Genomic DNA, 26,128 nt, shown 5'->3' with positions numbered 1-26,128 from the left:
CAATGATTAGCATTAATTAAAAAGTTACTAAACCAATTCTTTTACATAAATCTTGAGCCAAGTTATCTATTTGAACTCGCTCTTGTTGCATTGTGTCTCGATCTCGCACTGTAACAGTAAAATCTTCTAGGGATTGAAAATCTACTGTAATGCAAAACGGAGTGCCTATTTCATCTTGTCGTCTGTAAAGTTTACCTATTCCAGCACTATCATCATAAACTACTCTAAGAAAAGGCTGTAAGTTATGGCGAATCTTTTTAGCCATTTCTACAATACGAGGTTCATTTTTCTTTAAAGGAAATACAGCAACTTTAATTGGTGCAAGGTGTGGATGGAGTTTCAAGACTACACGAGTGTATTCATCACACAATTTAGCAGCTATTGGACGCATTTTCTTAAGTAAATCTAACTTATCGCCTCCTGGCATATTGCAAACATCTTCAAATGCTAGCAGGGTTTTTGGAAGTCCCATTAAAGCGTTATTTAAGCTTTCGCTAATAGCTTTAAGCTGTTCTAAACTAGGTGTATTTTCTGTTTTAACTTCGCCTTTTGCTTTTTGTTTTTCTGCTTCAGCAATTTTCTTATCTAAATTTTTTAAGACTGCTGCGGCAGAATCCCGAAGTTGTGTTAATTCTGCTTCTTTTGGCTCGCTAACTAACTCCTCATTATAAGCTTCACATAAAAAAGCTAGAGTCGCTCGATCAGCACCTGCTGAAGGCTCAATTACATAAGGAATATAGCGCGTACCTTTTTTTCCTGTTTCAGGATCTGCATATTGTTCATCAAAATAATCTAACTTTTGGATGCTATCAGTATTTTTTACTAATTTAAGACGCTCAATATCTGATTCTGGCACATCTTTACTATGAGCAGATAAATCATAGTCTTGGCGATTGGCTACGCCTTCTAACTCACTCCAGCCAAGCGAACCGGGGAAAAGATATTCTATATCTGTAGTAGCTTTAGCATAATGGGCTAGCTCTTCTTTACCTTGAGCGCGTTTTTGTAGTCGGCTAGCATCAAGCCCTAAGCTTACATACCAATTAAAACGTTGCTCTACCCATTCAGCATGTAAAGCTTCGTCATCTTTTTCACCAGGTTGTAAATACTTTGGCGGTTTACAGTAATACTCTATTTCCATTTGTTCAAATTCACGAGTGCGAAAAGTAAAATTACCAGGTGTGATTTCATTACGGAAAGATTTTCCTATTTGAGCAACACCAAAAGGTAATTTTCTACGCATCGTTTGTTGAACATTCATAAAGTTAACAAAAATGCCTTGTGCGGTTTCTGGTCTAAGGTAAGCTAGCCCTGATTCATCTTGGACAGGCCCAACATAGGTTTGAAACATTAGATTAAAGCTTCGAGGGTCGGTTAATTCCCCAGCACATTCTGGGCAATTTTTACCTTTGACGTGATCAGAGCGAAAACGTTTTTTGCATTCTTTACAATCAACTAGCGGATCAGAAAATGTTGCTTCATGTCCTGAATATCGCCAAACTAAGCGATTCATTAAGATAGCAGCGTCTAAGCCTTCCATATCATCGCGTTCATAAACAACACTTCGCCACCAGGCACGCTTAACATTATTTTTTAGCTCTACGCCAAGTGGCCCGTAATCCCAAGTAGATCCAATGCCTCCATAAACTTCACTACTTTGAAAGATAAAGCCTCGCCTTTTAGATAACGAGACAATTTTTTCCATATCTGGAGCAGCCATTTAAGTTTTTCCTTTAAGTTATCGAGAGTAAGTTAGAAATGTCTGAAGCAAGGCATTATAATATAGTTTATGATTTGTGCGATACTACTTGCAGCAGGCTTATCTAGTCGGATGGGTAGACTTAAACAACTTTTACCCTTTCGCCATAAAACCTTTATTGACAATGCTATAGAAAATCTTTTAGCTTCTAATGTTGATCAAATAATCTTAGTCCTAGGGCATTCTGCTAAAGAAATAACCTTGCACTTAAGACAACAGCCTTACATAAATCATAGTAAGCTTAAAGTAGTTCTGAATGAAAATTATTTACTTGGAATGACAAGTTCAATAAAAACAGGATTAAGTGCTTCTGCTAGCGAAGTTAAAGCTTATTTAATCGCTCTAGTAGATCAGCCACATATTCCAGTAGAAGTAATTAATTTTCTAATAGAAAGTTACAAGCAAAATAATTTCTTAATAGTTAAGCCTACTTATCAAGAAAAATCTGGTCATCCAATTATTATTGATACAAGCCTTCGGGAACAGATTCTTGAACTATCTGACGAAGTAGGGCTAAATCAAATAACTAGAGCTTATAGCAAGGAAACTTTGTTGATAGAAGTAGAAAGCAAAGAAATTTTAGAAGATTTTGACACATGGGAAGAATACTTAAATTACCAAAAAGGAGTTAGTAACTAGTCCAATGCCATATTATGAGCGCAATGATAACCAAATAGTTACTAAAGTTATTGAAGCTTTAGATAAAATAACAATAGACGAGTTAAAAAAACTAGTTTTATTACTACCCACATCAGAAAAAGCTACACGCAAACTAGACCTTATGTCTATCATTATTAAATATCTTGAAGGAGATAATCTTAAAAATCTATGGTCAAAGCTAGATAAATTACAACAAGCGGCGGTTTCAGAGATAGTTCATTCTTCAACAAATTATTATGAGTCTGCCCGGTTTGTTGCCAAATATGGAGAACATCCTAATTGGGGAGAAAAAAGTTCTTGGGGTACTTATGCTAAACCTTCTTTGCTCCACTTATTTTTTTATAACAAGCTTATGCCTTTAGACTTAAAGGAACGTCTTAAAACATTTGTTCCAAAACCAACTAGAACTATTCTTAAAGTTGTAGATGAACTTCCAGAGCATTTTAAGCTATATTGGCAAGATTTTGACTATAAAACTAAGAGCTATAAAAAAGGTTTTGAAGAAATTCCTATTATTATCTGTGAAATGGAACGTGCTGCACAAGCAGATGTTCAAGCAGTGCTTCGACTAATTGATGTAGGGCAAATAACGGTTAGTGATAAAACTTTACTTCCACCTTCATCAATTATGAAGCTTATTGAGTCAGTGCTAGAAGGCGGTGATTATTATAATCAACCAGGATCACCCCATCAAAAAGACCTTCAGGATGAATTAGATGATGTAGTAGGATATATTAAGGCTTTTGCTTGGCCTATGCTTATACAGGCTACTAATTTAGTAGAGTTAACCGGCAAGCGTCTTTCTCTTACAAAAGCTGGTAAAAAAGCTTTATCTCTTCCACCTGCTGAAGTTATCAAAGATATTTGGAAACGCTGGACAAAAACTAAAAGCTTTGATGAATTTAGGCGCATTGATGCTATTAAAGGGCAAACAGGTAAAGCTAAACGTCACTTTACAGCATTGGAAGGCCGTAGAAGTGTTATTGGAAAAGCCCTAATGGATTGTGAGATTGGAAAATGGGTATCAGTAAATGATTTTTCCCAGCATATGCTAGCAGCAGGCTATGATTTTCAAGTAGTACGGGAGGCTTACGAATTATATATTACTGATCATGGTTATGGGAATCTCGGTTATCAAGGCTCTGATAGCTGGAATATTTTACAAGGGCGTTATCTGCTTTGTTTGCTATTTGAATATATGGCAACTCTTGGATTAATTGATGTGGCTTATGTTCATCCTTCGGGGGTGGCAAGGGACTACTCAAATATGTGGGGAACAGATGATTTATCTTACCTTAGCCGTTATGATGGCTTGCTGTATTTTCGTCTAAATTCTTTAGGAGCATATTGTTTAGGAATGCTAGATAAATATACTCCTACTCCAATGGAAATTAAACCAACATTAAGAGTGCTTCCTAATAGGGAAATTGCTGTAATTGGGACAAAACTTTCTCCAAGTAACCAGATTTTATTAGATCTTTATACTCAAAAAGTCTCTGATTCTGTATGGAAATTAGACCAAGCAAAAATAATGTCATCGCTAGAAATTGGGCGTAAAATCTCAGATTTAGAAGAGTTTTTAGAAGCTGCTAGTGGTCATAAAATACCTGAAACTGTCAAACATTTTATTAATGATTTAGCTGAACGAGCTAATTGCTTAAAAAATCGTGGACAAGCTCAACTTATTGAATGTGTTGATGTTGCACTAGCAACTTTAATTGCAAATGATTCAAGAACTAAAAAGTTTTGTCTACTTGCTGGAGAACGTCATATAGTAGTTTATAGTGAGTTTGAATCCCAATTTCGCAAAGCCTTGCGTCAAATAGGCTACGTTATACCAACTAGTAATTAAATAATTAGGAACCTCTAAATAAGGAGGACAAAATTTTTGTCTTACGTGCCTGAAAATGCTTTGATAGTTCAAAGCGACCTTTCCATATTGCTAGAAGTCTATTCACCTAAAGCAGATAACGCTCGTGAAGCTATTGCACCATTTGCCGAGTTGATTAAAAGTCCTGAACATATTCACACTTACCGTGTTACACCTTTAAGTATTTGGAATGCCCGCGCAGCAGGGCTTCCTATTGATAATATAGTAGAAGCACTACATACCCATTCCAAGTTTCCTGTTCCTGAATCTGTAATACAAGAAATTAGGGAACTTGGAAAACGTTATGGCCTTACAATACTTAAGCGAGGTGCTAATGAAAATCTTGTCCTAGAAATCCTGGATAACCCTTTAACAGAGCTTTTAAGCAGGGATGAAAAAATAGCTCCTTTTTTAGGTAAAAAATTATCAGAAACATCATTTCAAGTTGATACAGCATTTAGAGGTGTACTTAAACAAGCTTTGCTTGGTGCTGGCTATCCGGCAGAAGACATAGCTGGCTATACTACTGGCGAAAGTATGTCCATTAAGTTACGTCAGTTAACAAACTCAGGCGTAGAATTTATTATTCGTGATTATCAAAAAGAGGCAGCCAAAGCTTTTTACCAAGCAGGAAGTGTCAAAGGAGGTAGTGGGGTAATAGTTTTGCCCTGTGGAGCAGGTAAAACTATTGTTGGAATGATTGCTATGACTGCTGTTCAAGAAAGCACTCTAGTATTAACAACTAGTCAAACATCTATTCATCAATGGAAAAGAGAACTTCTTGATAAAACAGATATTTCTGCTGATATGATTGCTGAATATAGCGGGGAAAGCAAAAAAACAGGGCCAATAACTTTAGCAACCTATCAGATTTTAACTTATAGGCCAAGCCGCAATGATGATTTTCCTCATTTTTCTTTATTTCAAAATCGTTCTTGGGGATTAATTATTTATGACGAGGTACATTTGTTGCCTGCACCCGTCTTTCGTATTACAGCAGAGTTACAAGCACGTAGAAGACTTGGACTTACAGCAACATTAATTAGAGAAGATGGAAAAGAAGGGGACGTTTTTGCTTTAATTGGCCCTAAACGCTATGATGTGCCTTGGCGAGAGCTAGAAGAATCAGGATTTATAGCTACAGCTAGTTGCTCAGAAATCCGAATCTCCCAAGATAAACAACAACAAATGGATTATGCTTTAGCTCCACGTCGTCAACAATTCCGAATTGCAGCAGAAAACCCTCGCAAAATGCAGATAGTAAAAGATTTAATTTCTTCTGAAACAAAACAACAAAATACTAAAATTTTGATAATAGGAGAGTTTATTTCCCAACTTGAAGCCTTAGCAAAAGAAACACAACTCCCACTAGTAACTGGAAAAACACCTCAATCTGAGCGTGAAGATCTTTATCAAGCCTTTCGTAGAGGAGAATTAAAAGGGATTATTCTGTCTCGTGTAGGTAATTTTGCTTTAGATCTACCTGATGCAGACGTTTTAATACAAATATCTGGAAAGTATGGTTCCCGCCAAGAAGAGGCCCAAAGACTAGGAAGAATACTAAGACCAAAAGCAGATGGACGACATGCTAGATTCTATACCCTTGTTTCTCTGCGAACTTGTGAAGAGGATTTTGCACGTCACCGACAACTTTTTTTAACTGAACAAGGGTATAGCTACCAAATTAAGATTGTTGAATAGTTCTTTTATATCACTTAAAACTTAAAACTATGGTTTAAGTCTGTAAAGCATTCTAGGAAATGGAATTGTTTCTCTTACGTGTTCAATTCCGCAAATCCAAGTAACACAACGCTCTATTCCCATACCAAAACCTGAATGTGGGACACTTCCATATTTACGAAGGTCTAAATACCAGTCAAAGGCGGACTCTGGCAATTCGTGTTCTGCAATACGCTGACGTAATTTTTCCAGTGAAGTCATACGTTGGCCGCCGCCAATAATTTCTCCATAACCTTCAGGTGCAAGTATATCAACACTTAATGACAAGTCTTCTCTATCAGCATCTGGCTCCATATAAAAAGCTTTTACTTTTGCAGGATAGCGATGCACCATAAGAGGTTTATCATATTTTTCTGATAAAAATGTTTCGTCTGGTGCGCCAAGGTCGCCACCATATTCAAAAGCTAAACCACCTTCTTTTAACATTTTAGCTGCATCGTCATATTGAAGACGTGGAAAAGGAGGTGCTATAGATTCAAGTTTTGAAATATCTCTTTCTAAAATCTTTAATTCTTCGCGTCGTTTATCTAAAACTCGGCTAACAATAGAAGTTAGAAAATCTTCGGCTAGGCTCATTACATCGTCTAAAGTTGCATAAGCTATTTCTGGTTCGACCATCCAAAACTCTGTTAAGTGACGACGTGTTTTAGACTTTTCTGCCCGAAAAGTAGGCCCAAAACAATAAACCTTGCCAAATGCCATTGCCGTAGCTTCATTATAAAGTTGGCCTGATTGGGTAAGATAAGCCTTTTCATCATCAAAATAATTACATTCAAATAAAGTAGTTGTACCTTCGCAAGCGGCTGGTGTAAAAATTGGAGTGTCACACAGGGTAAAATCTCGATCATCAAAAAAGTCACGTACTGCACGAATTATTTCAGCCCGTACTTTTAAGATAGCGTGTTGGCGGCGCGAACGAAGCCATAAATGGCGATGATCCATTAAAAACTCTATTCCATGTTCTTTAGGAGTAATTGGATATTCTCCAGCTATTTGAACAACTTGGACATCGTTAACATCTAACTCATAGCCACCCGGAGCGCGTTCATCGGCTCGAGGTTGGCCTTTAACAATTATGGCTGATTCTTGGGTTAGCTCTTTGCAAGCTTGCCAAACTTCTTCAGAAACATTTTTCTTAAAAACTACACCTTGAATAAGTCCCGAACCATCACGAATTTGTGGAAACATTAGTTTACCACTTGACCTAATATTATATAGCCAGCCTTTAATTGTAATTTCTTGTCCAACATATTTAGCTACATCAGAAATATAAACTTGATCTTTCACGGATTTTACCTCAATCAATATTTATTAGTTTGTTTAATATTTTGTTAATACTTCACATAAATTTGCAAAACGTCCAAGCCTATTAGCCGCAGTTATAACAGTATCAATTGCCTTTGGAATATAAGGTTGATAGACCATATTTTTTACTACTGCTGTTTGATAGGCATAAGTTCCTATAGCTTTAACAATTCTTTGCACTGTCATTAGTTCAAATTCTAATTTAATTTCTTCTGCCCATTGCTTGCTAGTACCTGAAGATAGCTTTTTATCAATAAAAAATTGGTAGAGTTCTTGGATTAACTCTTCGTTTAGCTCTACGTAAGGATCACGTAGTAATGAAGCTAGGTCATAGGTAGCCGGGCCCATTCTTGCATCTTGATGATCAATAATATATTGGCGACCTTGATAAAACATTAAATTCCTAGAATGAAAATCCCTATGACAAAGTACCCTTGGACGCTCAGCTAGTTCTTTAGCAATTTCACTTAATTCTAGTTTTAATAAATTTTCCTTTTCAGCAGAAAGTTCTATGTGTAAATAACTATGAAAATAGTGTTTATAGAAAAAGTCTAGCTCCCAAGCTAGTTTAGCTTCATCAAAAGCTAGTTGTGAGGAAATAGAATTTTCTTTTATCGCAAGTTCAGTAGCACTTTGGATAGCTAATATTAGTTCAATGGCTTCTTGATAGGCTGCCTTTTGCTCTGTTGGGCTAGCATTTGTCAGCCAATCTTGTAGGCGTAAGTCTCCAAGATCTTCTAAAAGCATCAAACCATATTTAGCAGAAACAGAAATTATTTTTGGTACAGGTAATTTAGCAGTAAAAAAAATCTTTGTTACATCACAAAATGGGTGAGTTAAAGCGTTAAAACTCTCTGGATAAAGTGCTACAATAAAGCTTGTGTCATTACAAAAAATACGGAAATATTGCCGAGTTGAAGCATCTCCAGCTAGTTTTATAATTTTATCAATAACAGGATTTTTTTCTTCAAATTCAAAATAATTTTTTAATCTATCCGTGGTGTTAAGTGCAAAAACTTCTGTTTTTAAGCTACCAATTCGATCATTAGGCATTCTTTCTATCCTACTTTTGTACTTGGACAAACAGCAGGCTAATAATATCAGATCAAATTTATCTTATAAACCTATAAGCCCAGCGGCTTAAAGTATGATAATAACAATGTTTTTTGTTCTTTATTATTCTTTATCCTTAGCACAGCGAAAACCTAAAGAACCATCTGAGCGAGAAGGGTCAATCCAATTACGAGCAAATGTTGTAGCTACTGCTTTTCCTTCTTTGTATGCACCTCCGCGAATTACTCTATAGCTTTGAGCATCATCAACCTTAAAAGAAGAATTTGGATAAGGTTGTGGAACAGAGTCTGTCCATTCCCAAACATTGCCAGCCATATCATATAGCCCAAATGGGTTAACACCTTTCATAAAAGCACCTGCGGGTTTTGGCCCATCTTGTGTAGCTTCTTTAGTATTAGCTTTTGTCACATCCCAATCATTTCCCCAAGGATAGATAGTATGGTCTTTACCTCCAGCCGCAACTTCCCATTCAATTTCTGTAGGGAGGCGTTTTCCTGCCCATTTTGCATAAGCTTTTGCATCTTCTAAAGTAACATCTGTAATAGGCTCTTGTCCATTACCTAAGTAATTACCATTGTTCCATGTAGCAGGGGCTTTATATTTCGCCTCTTTAACAAATTTTGCATATTCTTCTTTTGTTACTTCTCGGTTATCTATTAAAAATGCTTTTACTTCTACTTTATGTTCTGGTCTTTCTTTGTCTGTTCCTTGACCACTTCCAATTGCATACTCTCCAGCCGGGATTTCTACCATTTTTGCTTCTACAATAGGATATTTTGGCAAATCTGGGATAACAGGTGTTGGGCTAGCTGTTTTTCCACCTTTGGGGCTAGGGCTAGCTGAAGGGCTAGGGCTAGGTGTGGCGTTGGCTGTTTGAGGTGGTGGTGAGCCACTAAAAACAAAAAAGTATAAAACTACAACTATTACTAATGCTCCTCCGCCGGCAGCTAATTTAGTTTGATTATTAAGCGGGATATCTTTACCAAAAATTTTGATTGTACCTTCAGCCGCAGGTGCCACTTCTTTATCTGCTTTACCTTTTTTCCCTTTTTTGCCAAATATATCGTCTAAACTGGTGTTATCAGGCGCGTTATCAGGCTTTCTAGCTGGTGGCGGTGGAATAATTACTGGTCTTGATGCTGGTGTAATACTAGGAGCAGGAGGTTTAATTTCTGTAGCTGCTTCAAAAGAAGGCCTACTATGTTTATAAGTTTCTGTAGGGTTATTAGATTCTGTAGTAGGTGCAGGGTTATTAGCTGCGGCATCAAAATCAAAGGAAAAAGGAGATTTTGCTGGGGCCTCATTATTTTGTGAATATTGAGAAAACTCATTTGGATCAAAAGGTGGGGCATTTTGTCCACCTGGTGCAGGTGGTGGGGCTTGAAAAACCATCACTTGAGCATTATCAAACATATCCCGACTAAGCATAATTTGGTTATAAGTTTGACAATTAGGACAAGTAAAACGGTGGTTATATTCAACAAAAGCAGGCCCTATAGACATTTTAATTAAATCTCTTACTTCTTGCGCACAACTACAACATAAACAAACAAGCGACCAACTTTCATCAGAAATTTTAATTAATGGTGAAGACATACGCTTGAGCCACACTCCTATGAAAATTTATTTTTATAGAAAAATATAATTTATCAGCAAGAGAGCCTCACTTTTAAGGCTCTCTCTTAAACTAGATTAAATATTAGTTACGTTTAGGGCTAAAAATACTAAACATTACCATACCTTCCATCTTAGGACGTACTTCAATAATTCCATATTGACTAAGGTCTATTTCTAAACGCTCTAATAATTGTTGACCCAACTCTCGGTGAGTAATTTCACGACCACGAAAGCGCACACTAGCTTTCACTTTATCACCATCTTGAAGCATTCTAACTGCGTTATTTTTCTTAAATTCATAGTCGTGATCATCGGTAGCAGGACGAAACTTTATTTCTTTAACTGTAACTGTAGTTTGTTTTTGCTTGGCAGCATGAGCTTTTTTCTTCTGCTCATATTGCCATTTACCATAGTTGATTATACGACATACAGGCGGTTGAGCTTGAGGAGCAACTTCAACTAGATCCAAGCCTTTTTCTTTTGCAATATCTAAGGCTTGTTGCGGAGACATAATACCTAATTGCGCTCCATCATCGTCAATTACCCGAACTTCACGAACGCGAATATGTTGATTAATACGTACCAGTGGGGTTTTTTCCTGTGTACGAATAGGACGTTTTTGAAAATTATTAGTGCTAATTGTTCACCTCCATAGTTTGTTATTGATTTAAGTCTTACCAAATTTCAATTTTGAAATTGGCTTACCAAAATAGTTAATAAAATTTGGGATTTTTGATATCAAATAGGCATGAAAACCAATATTCAGCGTAATAATAGCAAATTATTGTTATTAGCACAATCGCCTAGTTTAAGATTGTCTTTAAGATGATAAAAATTTAAGCTTACAAATGCTTATTTAACTATATTCGCTTAGTATTATTTATGTATTATCCATTTATTTATTCATAAAACGATGTAAAAACTGATCTACGAGGCCAGGAAACAAAGCATTTACTGCCAGAAGTAGTTTTGCAGATTTTAACATAACTATTTCAGCTTTTGGATTATCCATTAGCGACAAAATTGCTTCTGCTACCTGTTCGGCTGTTTGTACTGGCCCAGTTAAAGTAGCCTTTTTACCTGTTTGAGATTCTGCTAAATCAAAAAATTCTGTTGTAGTAACAACAGGACAAACTATAGAAACTTTTATTGGACTAGCAAGTAGCTCTAATCTTAAAGCTTCAGCATAGCCCTGCATAGCATACTTACTAGTGTTATAAGCTCCTCCAGAAGTACGAAAAACCCTTTTAGCAGCAACAGAAGAAACCATTATTATTAACCCTGACAGTTGTTTTTGCATAATTGGCAGCACAGCTTGAGTAGCATAAAAGGTGCCAAAAAAATTAGTTGCCATGATTTTTTCCATATCTTCGCTAGAAGTTTGACTGAGTGGGAGAAAATGCCCATAACCAGCATTATTTACTAGGACATCAATTTTATTATGTAATTTAATAATATGTTCCACTAAGCTTTTAACATTAGATTCATTAGCAATATCAGCAACAAAATAGTCTGCTTGTCCGCCTTTAGCACGAATTTCTTCACAAGCTTTTATCAAATTATCTTCTCGTCTGGCTGTTAACATAACTTTAGCACCGGCACTTGCAAAAACTCTAGCTGTGGCTAGTCCAATCCCACTAGATGCCCCTGTAATTAAAACTACTTTATTTGCTGCTTTTGTCACAAACTGCCCCTTAATTTTTATTTTGTAAAAGATAAAGATATAGATTTTTACTTATTAGGGCAAATATTAAAGGGCAGGTACTAAACCTGCCCTTATACTTAAACTAAGAAAAACCTAGGAATATTACTAGTTAGAATCTTCTATGATGTTGATGGGATCTGTAACCATCTCTATACCCATCCATAAAGCCTTCTCTATAGGGTCGGCTGCCTTCTCTAAAACGCCTTGAATCACCTGGGTCAAAACGTCTACGTTCACGAGCATCTTCTCTACCCTTTTCAAAACCATCTCGTTGACCTCTTCCATATTCTCTTCTAGCATAATCACGATCGTGATGTTCATAACGAGGTCTATCATCTCTATCTCTATCTCTATCTCTTTGAGCTTGGATATTTGGAACAAAAGCTATTAGGGTAGTAAGAATAAGCACAAAACTAATAAGAATTCCTACAATTTTACTTCTTAATAATTGCCATTTTCCAAAATTTAGATTCCTCATAATAGCCTCCTTTCTAAAAGGTAAATTACGACTATTAGGAATTAGAGAAAATCCAACAAATTTTACACTTCCTTTCTTCATTTAAATTATACTATGTTTAGATATTTTAAGCTAATGTTTTTGCCATTTATCTAGAAAATTTTACAAAAATATAGAAACTGAACCTACTTTTCAAAATAGCTTTATTCCTAGGTTAAAAGCTTATTTTTATAGTATTTTCTTTTGATATTCTTATATAAGTTACTAAATTTTATCTATTTATTTTTACTTATTTTTATTATATGTATTTTGTATTATATAAGTTACTAAATTGTAATTTATTATTTTGATATTTGTTTTAATTTTTGTTGGCATTATTACTTATTTTATTTAGTTTATTTATTATACAACTAGTTCCCAAAATTACTTTTTTGTTGTTAAAAGGTAAGCTAAGATTTATAAGGTCTAAATATTTGATTCTTTATAATTTTCATATGCTTAAAAGCTTTATTACAGAAGAAACAATTAATTTGCTAAGAGCATTATTAGCAGCTAGTACCGCTTGGATTGCTTATAATGCTATTGCAAGTCAATTAAGTAATTCTATAACTATAATCTAGTAATTTGGTAAACTTGGTAAAAAGTCTGTTTCTGTAAGTATATCTAAAAGCGAACACTTATAAGACGGTAGTGGAATATGTCCAACGTTTTCTAGTATTTTTACTCTAGCATTCGGCATTTGACTAGCCATAAATTCTGCTTCTAATACAGAGTTTTGAAGTCGATCTTTTCGTCCAGCTAAAAATAATGTATGACTATTAATTTTACCTAAGCTATTACGAATATCATATTCAGCAATTAAATCCATACGTCTTACTATTGGCAGTTTTGGAAGTTTGGTTGTTAGGGATATAAATTTTTCTTTGTCAGGTGGGGCTAAATCTTCTCCTAAAAGCCCTAAATTAACAGCAGCAGCGCGGCCTAGATGGAGAAATTCATAAGGGGTAAATTCCAGTAAAATACGACCTGTAAAAAATAGTGAACGATTACGAAAATAAGGAAAAGAATTAATAATAAGTAATTTCTCTAGTAAATTTGGATGAGCCAAGGCAAATTGTAAACAAAGTGTTCCGCCAAAGGATTCTCCACATAAAATAGCTGGATTTTTCCCTAGGGTATTAATTAACTTTGCTAAATCATCTATTAAATCTTGGTAAGTAAAATTGCTAGAAGTGCGTAAAGAACAACTAACAACTGTAAACGTTTTAGAAAGCTCTGCTTCTTGACGATAAAAAAGTTCTCCTGTTCCATCTAGTCCAGGAATAAAAATAAACAGTGGCCCGCTACCAGAAATTTTATATTTCATAATCTTAACCCTTTTAGGCAGAAGCAATTAGATTTTCAATTAATTTTTGCACATCTTCATCAGTAAATACTTTATTATCAGTCTCATAAACCCATCTAACAGTATCTTTTATTTTTAATTTTTCTTCTACAGCCGCAGCACTAAGCACTAAAAAAAGCCTTGCCACAAGTTCAGGGTGTTTACGCTCGCTTTTTTTCTCCTGCCAAATTTGCGCACCTGCTATAGCTCCAGAATCACGAAAAATTGGTAAATAGTCACCATTAACTAACTCATAAGTAGCAACATCGACCCTTAAACTAGGTTGACCATCCCGGTTATATTCAATTTCTAGTCTAGTTCCATAAGCTTCACGAACTTGAAAACGAAAAGTTTGTTCAGGGCTAACAGCATAACTAAGCACATCTGATGAAGAGCGACGGCGGAAAAATCCTAGCAATCCGCCTCCCTTACCTTCAGCCTTTTCTATTTGCTTACAAACTGCATCTACTTTATTTATAAATAGCTTAAATAAAATATCTGCTGCTTGTTGACGAGCATCTTCAGCCGCTTTAACAATTTGACTTGCTCGCTCAACAGAAACTTCTTTTGACTGATTCTTACGAATTTTATTTGCTATTTCTTTTGCCCAATCATCTGACATAACTATTTTATTCCTCAATCTTTACAAAATCTTAATAATACTCTGACATTAAGAAAAATCTAGGATAGAAATACTATAATAACAAGAAAAAACCTGTTAAAATGCCTTTCCTAACAAGTTAATACAGGATCAATTAATGAGTAGTAATCAAAACTCAACCTTAGATCAACAATATAAAACTTTAGTTCTGCGTTTTAAGCAACTACATAATGGTCAAGATATTCTATCAAAACTTGGTCATATAGTAACTGTTGGAACAAACACTATAGAAACTAAGATTTTTGGTGTATTAAAAACCTTAAAACCTTTAATTAATAGCGGTGATCCACTTACTGTAAACGCTAAATTAACCGCTGTTGAAGGTTATTTACAAGAATATGACCAATGGTTGCAACAAGCTAACGTTACTTTAACCCCTTATGGGCTACGCCAATATATTAGACAAAACTTACTAGCACATGAAGATTTAATGTCACTAGCTCGCTTTTTAATTACTCGTCGCCCTGATTCAATAGACGACCGAGGAAAGTTAGAATTAACCCTAGCAGAGCTATGCAGAAACCTAGAGGATGAAGAGCAAGTCAAAGTTTTAGTAGATTTATTCCCTGATTTTTATCAACTAACCTATGCAGCAACAGAAGCGATTCAACAACTAGAAGCTTTAATTATAGAAATTAACTCCTTAAAAACCTTTCCTCAATTAATTATGGGAGAATACTTAGTCAGAGTAAGAAGAATAAAAAATCATTTTAGTAGTATTGATTGGAATCCACAGCTACTTTTAGTTATCAATGACCTTAATCAAACATTAGATAGTAGTTTTTCTAAATTATTTAAGGCAGAAAGAAAATATATTGTGGATACATCAAACTATTTAATTAGTGTTGGGATTACTTCTATAGGAAAACTAGGAGAAAACGGAGTATTAAACGTTGAAGCGGCTCAACGAATGGCAGAAAAAGCAGAGGATTTGCTTAATGAAAATTACCAAACTAACTTTCAACGATTACAACAATTAGCCCAAGTAGGTCAATGGTTACGTCATGCAATGGAAGTAGTAGAAAGTCGTGCAGCAACTAGCCAAGTTCAAAGCTCTGAGCCAGAAAAGCCAAAACCCACACCTAGACCAGTTGCCGAACGAGATTCTAAATTAACCCCTATTTCTACAGTTCTTGACTATGCAAATGTTAGCGCGATGGAAAATCAGCTAACTGCACGAATAGAAGACCTTGCACAGATTTTGTCTCAACGTTCTCGCCGTTCATCTGCTGAAGTAGTACAACTTAGCCGAACTACATTGCTATTAAGTAGTTGGGAAGTTATTGCAATAATTTCCTTAGGTAATTTAGTAGCCGTTGAGCATAAACAGCAATATGAGTTAGTGCGTCGTGCCATTGCTTTGCTAACAGAATTAAAAGAAAGTGCAGTAATTTTTGTAGAAGGAATGTCGCAGAAAAAAACAAAACATCAATATAGCGTCCCTGCAACAGTTTATTTTTTAGAACAAGCCCAACGTTGCCAAGGTGAACTAGAAACCGCCAGTCAAATGGCTAGAAAAAAACATGATACGGACACAGCACTTAATTTATTAGTAACTCGTACTAAACTTCAAGAAGTTTGTCAAACAATGGTAGAACAGCTTAGGAACTTTGGCTTAGATGTCCAGTAAATTTTTATATTAAATTAACTATTATTTCCTCTAATAATTGCTCATCTCTAGGCAACACACTACGTAAATCTAACAGCAATTTATCTTCTTCAATTCTAGCAATTACTGGTGTTTTAGCAGTTCGCAATTTACTAGCTAACTCTAAACTTGATAATTTTGTGTCTTTAATAGCTATAAGTGTAGTAGGTAGTAGCACTTCTGGAGCAGACCCAGCACCCATTAATGAGCCACCTGGTTGCAAACTAAAATTTAGTGTTGTTGTAGCGGGAAGTTTTCTTTTTACTCGTCGCAAAAAGTTTTTAGAACGAGTCATTATTTCTTTATCAGTAGCCTTAAGTGCTTGTAGAAGTGGTATTTTGTCCCACGCTATGCCAAATTGATAAAGCCTTAAAGTAGCAGCTAATGCCCCATAACAAAGCTTATCGACTCGTAAAGCTCTAAGTAATGGGTTTCGGCGAATACGTGAAATATAGGCTTTTTTACCAGCAATAATTCCTGCTTGCGGCCCACCTAACATTTTATCGCCGCTAAAAGTTATTACATGCACGCCTGCTGTGATAGATGCTTGGGCAGTCGGCTCATCTTTAACACCATAAGGGGTTAAATCCACTAGGCAACCACTTCCAAGATCTTCAATTAAAACTAAGTTATGTTTTTCTGATAGCTTAACTAATTCTGATAGACTAGGTTTTTCTGTAAAACCGCTAATACGATAATTACTAGGATGTACCCTTAAAATAACCTTAGTATTTTCATTAATTGCAGCCTCATAATCTGACAATCGAGTCCGGTTTGTTGTCCCAACTTCGCGCAGTACTGCGCCACTTTTTTTCATTACATCAGGAATACGAAAAGCTCCGCCTATTTCTATTAGCTCTCCACGAGAAATAATTGCTTCCCCACCGCTTGCAAGCTCATCTAAAACTAGCATTACTGCCGCAGCATTATTATTAACTACAACTGCGGATTCACAACCAAGTAGAGTTTTTAATAACTCTTCACAATGTTGATCTCGATGTCCACGTTTTCCAGTCACCAAGTCATACTCTAAATTACAATAACTGTTAGCAATTTTGTTTATTTCCTCTAACGCTTCGTTTGCTAAAGGAGAACGACCTAAATTTGTATGTAGTAAAGTACCTGTAGCATTAATTACGGACTCTAAGCTGTTATTAGTTAAACTCTGCCAATAAACTGGCAACTCACTTTCTATAATTTCTATTAAGTTACTATCTTGAGGTAATTGATTATCTAGGATTTCCTTTCTTAAATCTGTAAGTAAGATTCTTAGAGTATCCCGCACAAAATCCCGGCTACTTATAGCGATTAACTTCTGTGACGTAGGTAAATCTAAGAGGTAGTCAATAGATTTGATCTCTCGTAGCAGCAAATTGCTCATTTAGATATTTCCTCTAGCTTAGTAGCACGGCGATCTATTAAATAAGCACTTTTTTCATGCTTTTTAACATATTTTTTAACTTCTGCTGCAACCTGTGAAATTTGTCCAGGGTGAGAAAATCGACTGTCCTCGTGAATTACTACAGCTAAACCAATGGAAAGTATTGGAGCAAGTATTTGATTTCCTTGGCGGTCAGTTGCCTCTATACCTCCACGAGCCAAATCTTTAGCATCATAAAAATCTTTAATTTCATGGTCAAAGCGTTCAATAGAAAGTTGACAAATTGCTTCACATCTTTCTTGAGAGGTGACAATAATAAAATCATCACCTCCAATATGGCCTACAAAGTCTGTGTCAGGATTGCCTTTTTCTTGTACAGCATTAGTTAAAACACTGGCAGTATAATTTAGGATCTCATCCCCAGCAGCAAAACCATAGCGGTCATTGTAAGCCTTAAAATTATTTAGATCTGCATAAATAACTGCAAATGAAACACCTGCTTTTAAGTTAGTGGTTAAGATTTGTTGAATTTGACGATTTCCAGGCAGACCTGTCAATGGGCTAGCTTGTAAGTCTCTCCATTGTCGTCTTAAATGACTATCTATTCTAGCTTTTAGCTCTGAAAAGTTAACTGGTTTGGTCAAATAGTCATCTGCTCCCATTTTTAAACCAGTAACTACATCATCTTCTTTATCTCTTGCCGTAAGCATTACAATAATTGAATGACAGCTATGAGGATTACGTCTTAGCCTTAAGCAAGTTTCTAGCCCATCCATACCGGGCATCATAATATCTAATAAAACTAGTCGAACATCACCTTGAGCAGCAATTGTTAAAGCTTGTTCTCCCGATGCAGCTTCTACAATATTATAGTGTTTACTTAATGCAGTTACTAACATTTTACGTACTGCATCATTATCATCAACAATTAAGATTTTGTCTGCCAATTTTTTATAACCTCAAATCTGCCCATTTAGAATCTACTAATTTTTTAATTTCTTCGCTCATTTCTAGTTGCTCGGGCCAGTCTCTGGTAAAACCTTCTGCTGCCCATTTACGAGTAGCATCAATTCCCATTTTTGAACCATAAGCAGGCAATCGAGAAGCATGGTCAAGTACATCTATTGGGCCCATAGTAAATTGTATATCTCGTTCAGGATCAATATTATTAAGTACATACCAAAGTACATAACTAGGATCACGTACTGGAACACCCTCATCAACTACAATAATGCACTTAGTAAACATTGCTTGGCCTAGTCCCCAAACAGCACTCATTATCTTACGAGCATGTCCTGGGTAAGCTTTGCGAATAGAAACAATCATTAAATTATGAAATACCCCTTCAAAAGGCATGTGCATATCTACAACTTCAGGAAATTGGCGTTGGAAAAGGGGCAAAAAGATATGTTCAATTGCTTCCCCAAGATAGCAATCTTCCATTGGTGGACGACCAACAATTATAGTTGAATAAATGGGGTCTTTACGTCTAGTTATTGCTGTCACATGAAAAGCTGGATAAAGTTCTTTTGGGGTATAAAAGCCGGTGTGGTCGCCAAAAGGCCCTTCTATTCTCATATCATTTGGGTCAACATAGCCTTCTAGCACAATTTCGGCTGATGCTGGTACTTCTAAATCATTAGTTTCACATTTAACCATCTCTACAGCACTTGAACGCAAAAACCCAGCAAACAACATTTCATCTAAATCATCAGGTAAAGGCAAGGTAGCAGCAAAAGTTGTAATAGGCTCACTTCCAATTGCTACTGCAACTGGCATTGGTTGGCTGCTTCGTTTGCTATGCTCACGAAAATGGCTAGCACCATGTTTATGTAATTGCCAGTGCATAGCCGTAGTCCGTTCATCTAAAACCTGCATCCGATACATTCCACAATTACGTTTCCCTGTCAGCGGATTACGTGAAAATACCATTGGTAAAGTAATAAATCGGCCTCCATCGCTCGGCCAGCATTGCAGGACAGGTAAATCATATAAAGAAAAGTTATCTTTTTGTATTACTTCTTTACAAGGGCCAGAACGTACTATTTTTGGAAAAAATCGCCCTAATTCGGCTAATTTAGGTAGCATTTTTATTTTTTCAATAAACCCTTGTGGCGACTTAAAATCTAGTAATTCAGTAACTCGATCAGCTATTTCTTTATAACCACTAACTTCTAAAGCTATTTCCATTCGTCGGCGACTGCCAAAAGCATTAATTAGCACTGGCATTTGATGACCTTTTACCTTTTCAAATAAAAGTGCTGGGCCACCTTTTTTACAAACTCTGTCGGTTATTTCAGAAATTTCTAGTAGTGGTGAAACTTCTAAAGAAATTCGTTTTAGTTCACCTGCTTTTTCTAACGCTTTAATAAAATCTCTTATATCATCGTAAGCCATAATATTCCCCCGATGGCTAGCATAACATAGAGAATAGAAGCCAGAAAAGTTGATGAGAGAAATTTAAGGAAAAGAAGAAAATCCTAAGTAATTTCTTTATTAGTAAATAGTTATAGTTAATTGTGTATTTCTTAATAGTTTCTATTGGCTTATTATTAAAGACAACTTAAGTTTTATCCATTACATCCATAGGCTCAACTAAATTAGAATAAAAATAAATTAAAATAATAGGGATAATTGGCTTATGAAAACTAAAAAAACTTTCTTTCTAACAATCGCTTTAATTTTATCAATAACATTACTAGGGTTTTCTCAAAACCCTCCCGTCTTACCAAATGATCAAGATGAAAACACTCCATTAGTCAAAATTACCACCGATTTAGTACAAATGGATGTAGTAGTTACAGATAAAAAAGGCAATCAAATCACAGACTTAAAAGCAGAAGATTTTGAAATATCAGAAGACGGTATAGCACAAAAAATTACTAATTTTTCCTATGTATCAATAAAAGACAAACCTACGGTTAAAAACACTAATCCACAAGTAGCACTGCCTAAAAATCTTAGGGTTCCTCTTTCGCAACTTTCCTTTAACCAAGCACGACGAACCATTGCCATTGTAATAGATGACTTGGGGCTTTCTTTTGAAAATACTACTTATGTGCGATCTATATTAAAAGATTTTGTTAACAAAGAAATGCAGGAAGGTGATTTAATTGCAATTATTTATACTGGTGGCGGCAATGGTATCTTACAACAATTTACCTACGATAAAACCCAGTTATTAGCATCAATAGATCAGCTAAAATTTAACTTATATGGGCGTGCAGGAACCAGTAACTTTGATCCTGTTACACAAAAAGACCCTGCTGGCCCTGCTGGACTTATTGGCAATGGGACTGGGCGCGGCAATAATAGTGTCAGAACTCCTAGTATTAACTTAGCACAAGGTCAAGCAGGCAATCCATTTGCAGATATAGAAAATGCCCGAAACCAATCTATAACCGTTGGTTCACTTGGCACACTTAGGTTAGTAGTACAAAACTTAAAGTCATTGCCTGGTCGTAAATCTATCTTACTTTTATCAGACGGTTTCCCAGTATTTAATGATTTAAGTAGCAATCCAGATAGTGTTAATAATACATTGGTTCAAAAAGCTTTAGGTGAATTAATTGATCAAGCAAACCGAGCAGCATTATCAATTTATACAATTAGCACACGTGGCCCACGACTTTTTGGATTAAATGCAGCAGATAATCTTGGCACTTCTAACCCTTTTGAAAACAGCAATTCACAGTTACAAAGTAATATTACTAATTCATCAGAAGAGCGCAGAGGCATTTCTCTTAGAAGTGAAGATGGATTAAGAATCTTAGCTGATGCTACAGGTGGAGACTTTTCTGTTGATATTAACCTAAATATTAAGCGTGCATTAGAAGATCAAAATGGTTATTACCTAATAGGGTATTCTCCAGAAAAATCCAGTAATACGCCTAATGAATTAAGAAAATTAAAAATTAAACTAAAAGATAAAAAATTTACTGTTCGCACTCGTAAAGCTTTTTATTCTGCGCCTGTAGAATCTGTTTTTACTCCATCACGTAGCGATCAGTTACTAGAAGCTATTTTTTCTCCATTTGGTCTAGCAGATATTGACTTAAAACTTATATCACTTTATAGCCAAGATAAAAATGGGCAATTTTTCCGTGCTGTATTACATATTGATACTAAAGCACTTAACTTTGTAAAAGAAGAAGACTTTAATAAAGCCACTTTTGATATTTTGGCTATAACTTATGGTGAGGATGGTCAAATAGTTGACAAAGTAAATCGTACACATAACATTAAAGCTCGTGGTGAAACTTATGAACAAATGCTAAATAAAGGATTTGTTTATCTTTTAGATGTGCCTACAAAAAGGCTGGAGCCTACCAACTACGTGTTGCAATTCGTGACGTTAATTCTAAAAAACTTGGTTCTATTAGCCAATATGTAGAAGTGCCTAACATCAGCATAGGTCAATTAGTCACCTCAGGAATAATTCTTAGTAGTGAAAAAAGCTCTATTCCAGATAAAAATAAAGTGGCAGAAATAAATGAGAGCAAAGAATCAGATGATAATCATAATTCATTGCTAACATCTGTAATTAGAGAATTTAAAGCTGGAGATATATTAAAATTTGCCTACCAAGCTTATAATGTTAGAAGTGTTGGCAATCCAAAACCAACATTAAAATATCAAGCTAATTTATTTTTAGATGACAAGAAAATTTTTACAGGTAAAGAAATTATAGTTGATCTAACAGAAGGTGTTGATACAGTGCCAATTAACGGAGCATTTCAACTAGGTAAACAATTAGTTGCAGGTAATTATGTTTTGCAGATAATTACTAGTGAAAATCTAGGCAATGGTAGAGGTAGCACATCAGAACAACTTATTGATTTTAAGGTAAAAACAGAAAAATAATTTATGGTTTCAGCACAATTTTTTCATGAACAGCTTTATCGCAGTCAAACAACAATAGAAAAATTCCAGCAATTTCCAATTACAATTTGTGGTGCTGGAGCCTTAGGAGCCAACCTTTGCGAAACTCTTGCAAGGGTTGGTTTTACTCAATTAAAAGTTATTGACCGTGATAGGGTTGAGGAACGAAATCTTTCTACCCAACCCTTTTATCGCTCAGATATTGGCACGCAGAAGGCTAAAACTTTAGCAAATAATCTTTATCGGGCCTTATTGGTTAAAGTAGAAGGCCGAGCAGAGGAGCTAACTACCAATAATTGCACTAAATTACTAAATGGTAGCAGGCTAGTAATTGATGTTTTTGATAATAGCCCATCGCGTCAAGTGGTAAAAGATTTCTGCGAGCAAGCTAAAATTAACTGTTTGCACGTTGGTTTAGCTGGCGATTATGCAGAAGTTATTTGGAATGAAGTTTATAAAGTCCCATCCCCAAACCAGGATGATATTTGTGATTACCCATTAGCAAGAAATTTAGTAATGCTTGCTGTGGCACTAGCAAGTGAAACAATAATTTCTTTTGTTGATAAAGGCGATAAAAATAACTTTACAATTACTCTAGGTGATTTTGCTATTAAACCCTATTTATTTACAGCAAATAATACGTAGAGTTGAAACCCTACGCTACATATCTATCGCCCCACTTGGGCTTAAGATTAAAGAATATAAGATTACTTAGTTTACAGAGTAATAATTACAGCATAACATAAAAAATATAGCATTTTGATCTTAAGCTAAGATCTATCATAAAAATGCTGCATATGATACATGACGGCTCTTAGTGCATCTACGCTACTACGTAATTCAGTAAAAAATACTTTGTCTAAAGGAGCATTTTTTCCTAAGTCATCTACCACAATTTGAAGCAACATAACCATTTCTTTAGCTAAATTTGCCATTTCTTGATTAAGTAAAGTCATAGCATCTTCTGTAAAAGCTAAAAGCTCATCATAACGTAAGTCAGGCAACTCATCTAATATAGCAGGAGGTTCGGCTAATTCACTTATAGCAGCAGGGCTTATGGATTCATCTTCTACGGCAATATCACTTAATGTTTTCTCTGATGATAAATCTTCAAAAGCTAATTTTAATTTGTCTTCAAAATCTGGTATTTCTTCTTTTTTAATATTTGGGTCTACTAATCCAACATTTGATTGATTATCAGCAACTACATTATTTGTAATTTCTACTATTAGACCTTGTTCTAGATCTGAGGTTTTGACAGTTTTTATTCCTGCCAAACTAGTAAGGTTAATATTGCTTCTTAAGTGTCCTGTTATATTTCTTGCAGGTTCTCCAGCCAGTAAAATTGCTGCCTCTAATTCATGTTCACTTGCATTTTGAAAAACATTTAGGAATTCATCTTCTGTTATAGCTCTAACGGCTAGTTCTAGTTCTCTAGCAAAAGCCAGCATAGATTCTGGGCGTTCACTAGGTTTTTTTGCTAATGCCCGACGTACTACAGCATCAATTAATGGATGAATATCTGGCCGGATTTCATACATTGGAGGTGGGTTTTCTTTAACTTTTTGATAAACAATTGCAGAATAATTTTTAGCATTAAAAGGAACTTTCCCTGTAAGCATTTCATAAAGCACTACACCTAAAGCATAAATATCAGTTCGTGAATCTACTTCTTTATCTTGGCATTGTTCAGGCGACATATAATGTGGAGTGCCAAGCACATAACCATGTCTAGTTAGTCGTCCAGAAAAATCATTTAATGGTTGTTCTGCACCTAATTTAGCAATACCAAAATCTAAAACCTTAACAACTTCTTGTCCTTGGTCTTGATGAAGAAAAATATTATCTGGTTTTAAGTCCCGATGAACAATACCTCTTTTATGTGCTATTGCTACAGCAGCACAAATCTGCTGGATAATTTCATTAGCTTCATTTAAGGAGAATTGATGGTTTTGCAAAATACGATCTCTTAAAGAAATACCAGAAAGAAACTCTGTAACAACATACACTGTACCATCAGAGCATATAGAGAAATCTAAAATTGCAATAGCATTAGGATGACGAATGTGCATTGCTGCAAAGGCTTCCCGTCGAAACCGTTCTACAGCAGTTTTATCTGTTGTTAAATGCGGGTGCATTACCTTTAAGGCAACTAACAAGTCTAATTGAATATGTCTAGCTCGATATACAGAGGCTGTCCCACCTTTAGCTATTTTGATTTCAATCAAGTATTTATTATCAATAACTTCGCCAATTAATGGATCTTCTTTAACTATTCCTTCAACATTAGTTAAACGCTCTCCATCCGATGGACAGAAAACTATTCCTGGTTCAAATTTTTGTTGGCATTTAGGACATTTTTTCATAAAAGTTTTTGTTATTAATACAACAATGAACTTGTAGAGTAAATAACCAAAGTTAATTTCTTGGCAAAACCAAAAATACATTCTTAAAAACTAAAGATTAAAAACCAAAAATTTTCCTTAGTTAAAAATATGTTTTATAGCAGTTTAAAGACGGTTTTAATCTTAGAAAATACTACAAATTTTATTAAATAAATAGCTCATTTTTTCAATAAATTATTGTTTGTGCTCTTGCTTTGTATTAAGCTAGCAATCTTGTGTATATTTGTTAATTTAGTCAAGAAATTATCACAATTAATTATTGAAGGTTCAGAATGTCAGCATCAGAAGATTTTGTTGAAGTAAATGTCCAACCTGTAGGACAAGATAACGCTTTTGGAATTGAACTACGTGTTCAAGACTCTAGCTTAAATGACAAACCATTCCTAATTACATTAGGTTTCCAAATGGAAGATGGTCAAATACCTGGGCTAAATAATGACGCTACTAATCAACCTGAAGAAGTTATTGAATTAGCAAAAGAATTATTACTTTGTGGCTCAGATGAATTGCCTCCATTAAGCAGTATTCCCTTTGAGGAATGCCCTAGTAATCAAAAGGGTTATTATTATGATCTGGATACAGAAATGGAATTTGAAAGCGAAAAAGGCACAGAAGTCAAAAGACAACAGTGGCAAGTAAGCATCTTCCAATCTCCTACAGAAAAGGCAGTTGATCCAACTCAGCTTTTTAGAATGATTCAAGAATTTTTTGGTAGCCATTTATAAAAATGCTGGCTAACTCTAGCAACCAAGAACAACTTAAGCTATTTGCCTTAGAAGCCCTTAAAGCCGAACCTGAGTTAGATCTGGGCCGTGCTGCACTTCTTATGGCAAAATGTCAATATCCTAAACTAGATATAGAAGTTTATATTGCACAATTTGATGAAATTGCTGAAATTATCTCTAGTCGTCTTTCCACTTCTTCTAGAAATCCTCTTTTAATCATTAAAAATATTAATGATTATTTTTTTCAAGAACTTGCTTTTCAAGGAAATAAAGAAAATTATTATGACCCTAGAAATAGCTTCTTAAATGAAGTTTTAGTACGCCGCTTAGGTATTCCTATTAGTCTTTCTGTAATTTATATGGAAGTAGCAAAGCGTCTAGGCTTAACAATCGATGGAGTAGGTTTGCCAGGGCATTTTTTGGTAAAATGTAAAATCGAGGATCAAGAAATTATCCTAGATCCTTTTCATCAAGGTAAAGAGTTAAGTCAATCTGATTGCCAAACATTGCTTACAACTATTTACGGGTCTGGAATAGAGCTAAAGCCTAGCTTTTTTCGTGCTGTAAGCAAAAAAGAAATCCTTATTCGTATGCTTAACAACCTAAAAAATATTTATATCTCTGGCAATGACCCAGCCCGTGCCTTAATTACACTAGAAACCCTTTTAATACTTACCCCTCAAGCCTTAAATGAAATTAAAGAGCGGGGATTTGTAAATTATCGCTTAAGAAAATTTTCGCAAGCAATTAAAGACATAGAATTTTATTTAAGTCATAGTCCAAAAACTGTAGAAACTGACAATATCCGCAAACTCTTAAACCAAATAAAATTAGAGTTTGCATCCTTAAATTAATA

Annotated in this window: 22 protein-coding genes; 9 read left to right on the top strand and 13 right to left on the bottom strand. The window is 35.2% G+C overall.

What is annotated here, in order from left to right:
- Positions 1-16: 16 nt before the first annotated feature.
- Positions 17-1,720, bottom strand: a complete 1,704-nt coding sequence (gene glyS / locus IPK14_06940; protein MBK7993158.1) for a glycine--tRNA ligase — start codon at positions 1,718-1,720, stop codon at positions 17-19.
- Between the two features lie 69 nt (positions 1,721-1,789).
- Here glyS and IPK14_06935 point away from each other — a divergent pair, with 69 nt between their 5' ends.
- Genes IPK14_06935 through IPK14_06925 form a run of 3 tightly spaced genes read left to right on the top strand, consistent with a single transcriptional unit; the run spans position 1,790 to position 5,990 of the window.
- Positions 1,790-2,398 (top strand): nucleotidyltransferase family protein, encoded by a 609-nt coding sequence (locus IPK14_06935; GenBank protein ID MBK7993157.1) that lies wholly within the window; start codon positions 1,790-1,792, stop codon positions 2,396-2,398.
- Positions 2,399-2,402: 4 nt separating this feature from the next.
- Complete coding sequence (locus IPK14_06930; GenBank protein MBK7993156.1) at positions 2,403-4,271, top strand: hypothetical protein; 1,869 nt, start codon at positions 2,403-2,405, stop codon at positions 4,269-4,271.
- Between the two features lie 36 nt (positions 4,272-4,307).
- The gene (locus tag IPK14_06925) at positions 4,308-5,990 is read left to right on the top strand and encodes a DEAD/DEAH box helicase (GenBank protein MBK7993155.1); all 1,683 of its coding nucleotides are present in this window, start codon (positions 4,308-4,310) and stop codon (positions 5,988-5,990) included.
- A 27-nt stretch (positions 5,991-6,017) separates the two neighbouring features.
- Here the strand turns inward: IPK14_06925 and asnS are convergent, their stop codons facing one another.
- The 8 genes from asnS to IPK14_06885 all read right to left on the bottom strand — a co-directional run bounded on the left by asnS (position 6,018) and on the right by IPK14_06885 (position 14,193).
- A complete protein-coding gene (gene asnS, locus IPK14_06920) occupies positions 6,018-7,316 on the bottom strand; it encodes an asparagine--tRNA ligase (protein MBK7993154.1) in 1,299 nt (432 codons plus the stop codon).
- A 33-nt stretch (positions 7,317-7,349) separates the two neighbouring features.
- Positions 7,350-8,387, bottom strand: coding sequence for a phosphotransferase (locus tag IPK14_06915; protein ID MBK7993153.1), 1,038 nt, complete (start codon positions 8,385-8,387; stop codon positions 7,350-7,352).
- Positions 8,388-8,510: 123 nt separating this feature from the next.
- A complete protein-coding gene (locus IPK14_06910) occupies positions 8,511-10,004 on the bottom strand; it encodes an SUMF1/EgtB/PvdO family nonheme iron enzyme (GenBank protein MBK7993152.1) in 1,494 nt (497 codons plus the stop codon).
- 103 nt (positions 10,005-10,107) lie between these two features.
- Positions 10,108-10,611 (bottom strand): translation initiation factor IF-3, encoded by a 504-nt coding sequence (locus tag IPK14_06905; protein MBK7993151.1) that lies wholly within the window; start codon positions 10,609-10,611, stop codon positions 10,108-10,110.
- 309 nt (positions 10,612-10,920) lie between these two features.
- On the bottom strand, positions 10,921-11,709 hold the full coding sequence (locus tag IPK14_06900) for an SDR family NAD(P)-dependent oxidoreductase (protein ID MBK7993150.1): 789 nt from the start codon (positions 11,707-11,709) through the stop codon (positions 10,921-10,923).
- 130 nt (positions 11,710-11,839) lie between these two features.
- A complete protein-coding gene (locus tag IPK14_06895) occupies positions 11,840-12,208 on the bottom strand; it encodes a hypothetical protein (GenBank protein ID MBK7993149.1) in 369 nt (122 codons plus the stop codon).
- 595 nt (positions 12,209-12,803) lie between these two features.
- Positions 12,804-13,553, bottom strand: coding sequence for an alpha/beta hydrolase (locus IPK14_06890; GenBank protein ID MBK7993148.1), 750 nt, complete (start codon positions 13,551-13,553; stop codon positions 12,804-12,806).
- Positions 13,554-13,566: 13 nt separating this feature from the next.
- The gene (locus tag IPK14_06885) at positions 13,567-14,193 is read right to left on the bottom strand and encodes a hypothetical protein (protein MBK7993147.1); all 627 of its coding nucleotides are present in this window, start codon (positions 14,191-14,193) and stop codon (positions 13,567-13,569) included.
- 136 nt (positions 14,194-14,329) lie between these two features.
- Here IPK14_06885 and IPK14_06880 point away from each other — a divergent pair, with 136 nt between their 5' ends.
- Positions 14,330-15,862 carry a hypothetical protein gene (locus tag IPK14_06880; GenBank protein ID MBK7993146.1) on the top strand — a complete coding sequence of 511 codons (1,533 nt, stop codon included), beginning with the start codon at positions 14,330-14,332 and terminating at the stop codon, positions 15,860-15,862.
- A gap of 4 nt (positions 15,863-15,866) precedes the next feature.
- Here the strand turns inward: IPK14_06880 and IPK14_06875 are convergent, their stop codons facing one another.
- Genes IPK14_06875 through IPK14_06865 form a run of 3 tightly spaced genes read right to left on the bottom strand, consistent with a single transcriptional unit; the run spans position 15,867 to position 19,658 of the window.
- The gene (locus IPK14_06875) at positions 15,867-17,261 is read right to left on the bottom strand and encodes an L-seryl-tRNA(Sec) selenium transferase (GenBank protein ID MBK7993145.1); all 1,395 of its coding nucleotides are present in this window, start codon (positions 17,259-17,261) and stop codon (positions 15,867-15,869) included.
- Positions 17,258-18,208 carry a response regulator gene (locus IPK14_06870; protein MBK7993144.1) on the bottom strand — a complete coding sequence of 317 codons (951 nt, stop codon included), beginning with the start codon at positions 18,206-18,208 and terminating at the stop codon, positions 17,258-17,260. The genes IPK14_06875 and IPK14_06870 overlap by 4 nt, the downstream gene beginning before the upstream one ends.
- A 4-nt stretch (positions 18,209-18,212) precedes the next feature.
- Complete coding sequence (locus IPK14_06865; GenBank protein ID MBK7993143.1) at positions 18,213-19,658, bottom strand: menaquinone biosynthesis decarboxylase; 1,446 nt, start codon at positions 19,656-19,658, stop codon at positions 18,213-18,215.
- A gap of 244 nt (positions 19,659-19,902) precedes the next feature.
- Between IPK14_06865 and IPK14_06860 the strand changes: the two genes are divergently transcribed.
- From IPK14_06860 to IPK14_06850, 3 genes are read left to right on the top strand one after another with little or no spacing between them, the layout of a single operon-like run.
- On the top strand, positions 19,903-21,654 hold the full coding sequence (locus IPK14_06860) for a VWA domain-containing protein (protein ID MBK7993142.1): 1,752 nt from the start codon (positions 19,903-19,905) through the stop codon (positions 21,652-21,654).
- A 2-nt stretch (positions 21,655-21,656) separates the two neighbouring features.
- Complete coding sequence (locus IPK14_06855) at positions 21,657-22,124, top strand: hypothetical protein (protein ID MBK7993141.1); 468 nt, start codon at positions 21,657-21,659, stop codon at positions 22,122-22,124.
- Between the two features lie 3 nt (positions 22,125-22,127).
- On the top strand, positions 22,128-22,787 hold the full coding sequence (locus tag IPK14_06850; GenBank protein ID MBK7993140.1) for a ThiF family adenylyltransferase: 660 nt from the start codon (positions 22,128-22,130) through the stop codon (positions 22,785-22,787).
- A gap of 125 nt (positions 22,788-22,912) precedes the next feature.
- Here IPK14_06850 and IPK14_06845 read toward each other — a convergent pair whose 3' ends face one another.
- On the bottom strand, positions 22,913-24,508 hold the full coding sequence (locus IPK14_06845; protein MBK7993139.1) for a serine/threonine protein kinase: 1,596 nt from the start codon (positions 24,506-24,508) through the stop codon (positions 22,913-22,915).
- 311 nt (positions 24,509-24,819) lie between these two features.
- Here IPK14_06845 and IPK14_06840 point away from each other — a divergent pair, with 311 nt between their 5' ends.
- Together IPK14_06840 and IPK14_06835 are read left to right on the top strand one after the other, a co-directional pair.
- Positions 24,820-25,272, top strand: a complete 453-nt coding sequence (locus IPK14_06840) for a hypothetical protein (protein MBK7993138.1) — start codon at positions 24,820-24,822, stop codon at positions 25,270-25,272.
- A gap of 2 nt (positions 25,273-25,274) precedes the next feature.
- Positions 25,275-26,126, top strand: a complete 852-nt coding sequence (locus tag IPK14_06835) for a transglutaminase family protein (GenBank protein MBK7993137.1) — start codon at positions 25,275-25,277, stop codon at positions 26,124-26,126.
- The last annotated feature ends 2 nt before the right edge of the window (positions 26,127-26,128 follow it).

The sequence above is a fragment of the Blastocatellia bacterium genome (genome assembly GCA_016713405.1).
In the GTDB taxonomy this organism is placed as follows: domain Bacteria; phylum Acidobacteriota; class Blastocatellia; order Chloracidobacteriales; family JADJPF01; genus JADJPF01.
The sequence above is the reverse complement of the archived record's forward strand: the minus strand, read 5'-3'. Positions and strand labels throughout refer to the sequence as shown.

Coding starts and splice junctions, on each gene's coding strand:
- glyS (MBK7993158.1), bottom strand. CDS start 1,720: ATGGCTGCTCCAGATATGGAAAAAATTGTCTCGTTATCTAAAAGGCGA.
- IPK14_06935 (MBK7993157.1), top strand. CDS start 1,790: ATGATTTGTGCGATACTACTTGCAGCAGGCTTATCTAGTCGGATGGGT.
- IPK14_06930 (MBK7993156.1), top strand. CDS start 2,403: ATGCCATATTATGAGCGCAATGATAACCAAATAGTTACTAAAGTTATT.
- IPK14_06915 (MBK7993153.1), bottom strand. CDS start 8,387: ATGCCTAATGATCGAATTGGTAGCTTAAAAACAGAAGTTTTTGCACTT.
- IPK14_06910 (MBK7993152.1), bottom strand. CDS start 10,004: ATGTCTTCACCATTAATTAAAATTTCTGATGAAAGTTGGTCGCTTGTT.
- IPK14_06895 (MBK7993149.1), bottom strand. CDS start 12,208: ATGAGGAATCTAAATTTTGGAAAATGGCAATTATTAAGAAGTAAAATT.
- IPK14_06890 (MBK7993148.1), bottom strand. CDS start 13,553: ATGAAATATAAAATTTCTGGTAGCGGGCCACTGTTTATTTTTATTCCT.
- IPK14_06885 (MBK7993147.1), bottom strand. CDS start 14,193: ATGTCAGATGATTGGGCAAAAGAAATAGCAAATAAAATTCGTAAGAAT.
- IPK14_06880 (MBK7993146.1), top strand. CDS start 14,330: ATGAGTAGTAATCAAAACTCAACCTTAGATCAACAATATAAAACTTTA.
- IPK14_06875 (MBK7993145.1), bottom strand. CDS start 17,261: ATGAGCAATTTGCTGCTACGAGAGATCAAATCTATTGACTACCTCTTA.
- IPK14_06865 (MBK7993143.1), bottom strand. CDS start 19,658: ATGGCTTACGATGATATAAGAGATTTTATTAAAGCGTTAGAAAAAGCA.
- IPK14_06860 (MBK7993142.1), top strand. CDS start 19,903: ATGAAAACTAAAAAAACTTTCTTTCTAACAATCGCTTTAATTTTATCA.
- IPK14_06850 (MBK7993140.1), top strand. CDS start 22,128: ATGGTTTCAGCACAATTTTTTCATGAACAGCTTTATCGCAGTCAAACA.
- IPK14_06845 (MBK7993139.1), bottom strand. CDS start 24,508: ATGAAAAAATGTCCTAAATGCCAACAAAAATTTGAACCAGGAATAGTT.
- IPK14_06840 (MBK7993138.1), top strand. CDS start 24,820: ATGTCAGCATCAGAAGATTTTGTTGAAGTAAATGTCCAACCTGTAGGA.
- IPK14_06835 (MBK7993137.1), top strand. CDS start 25,275: ATGCTGGCTAACTCTAGCAACCAAGAACAACTTAAGCTATTTGCCTTA.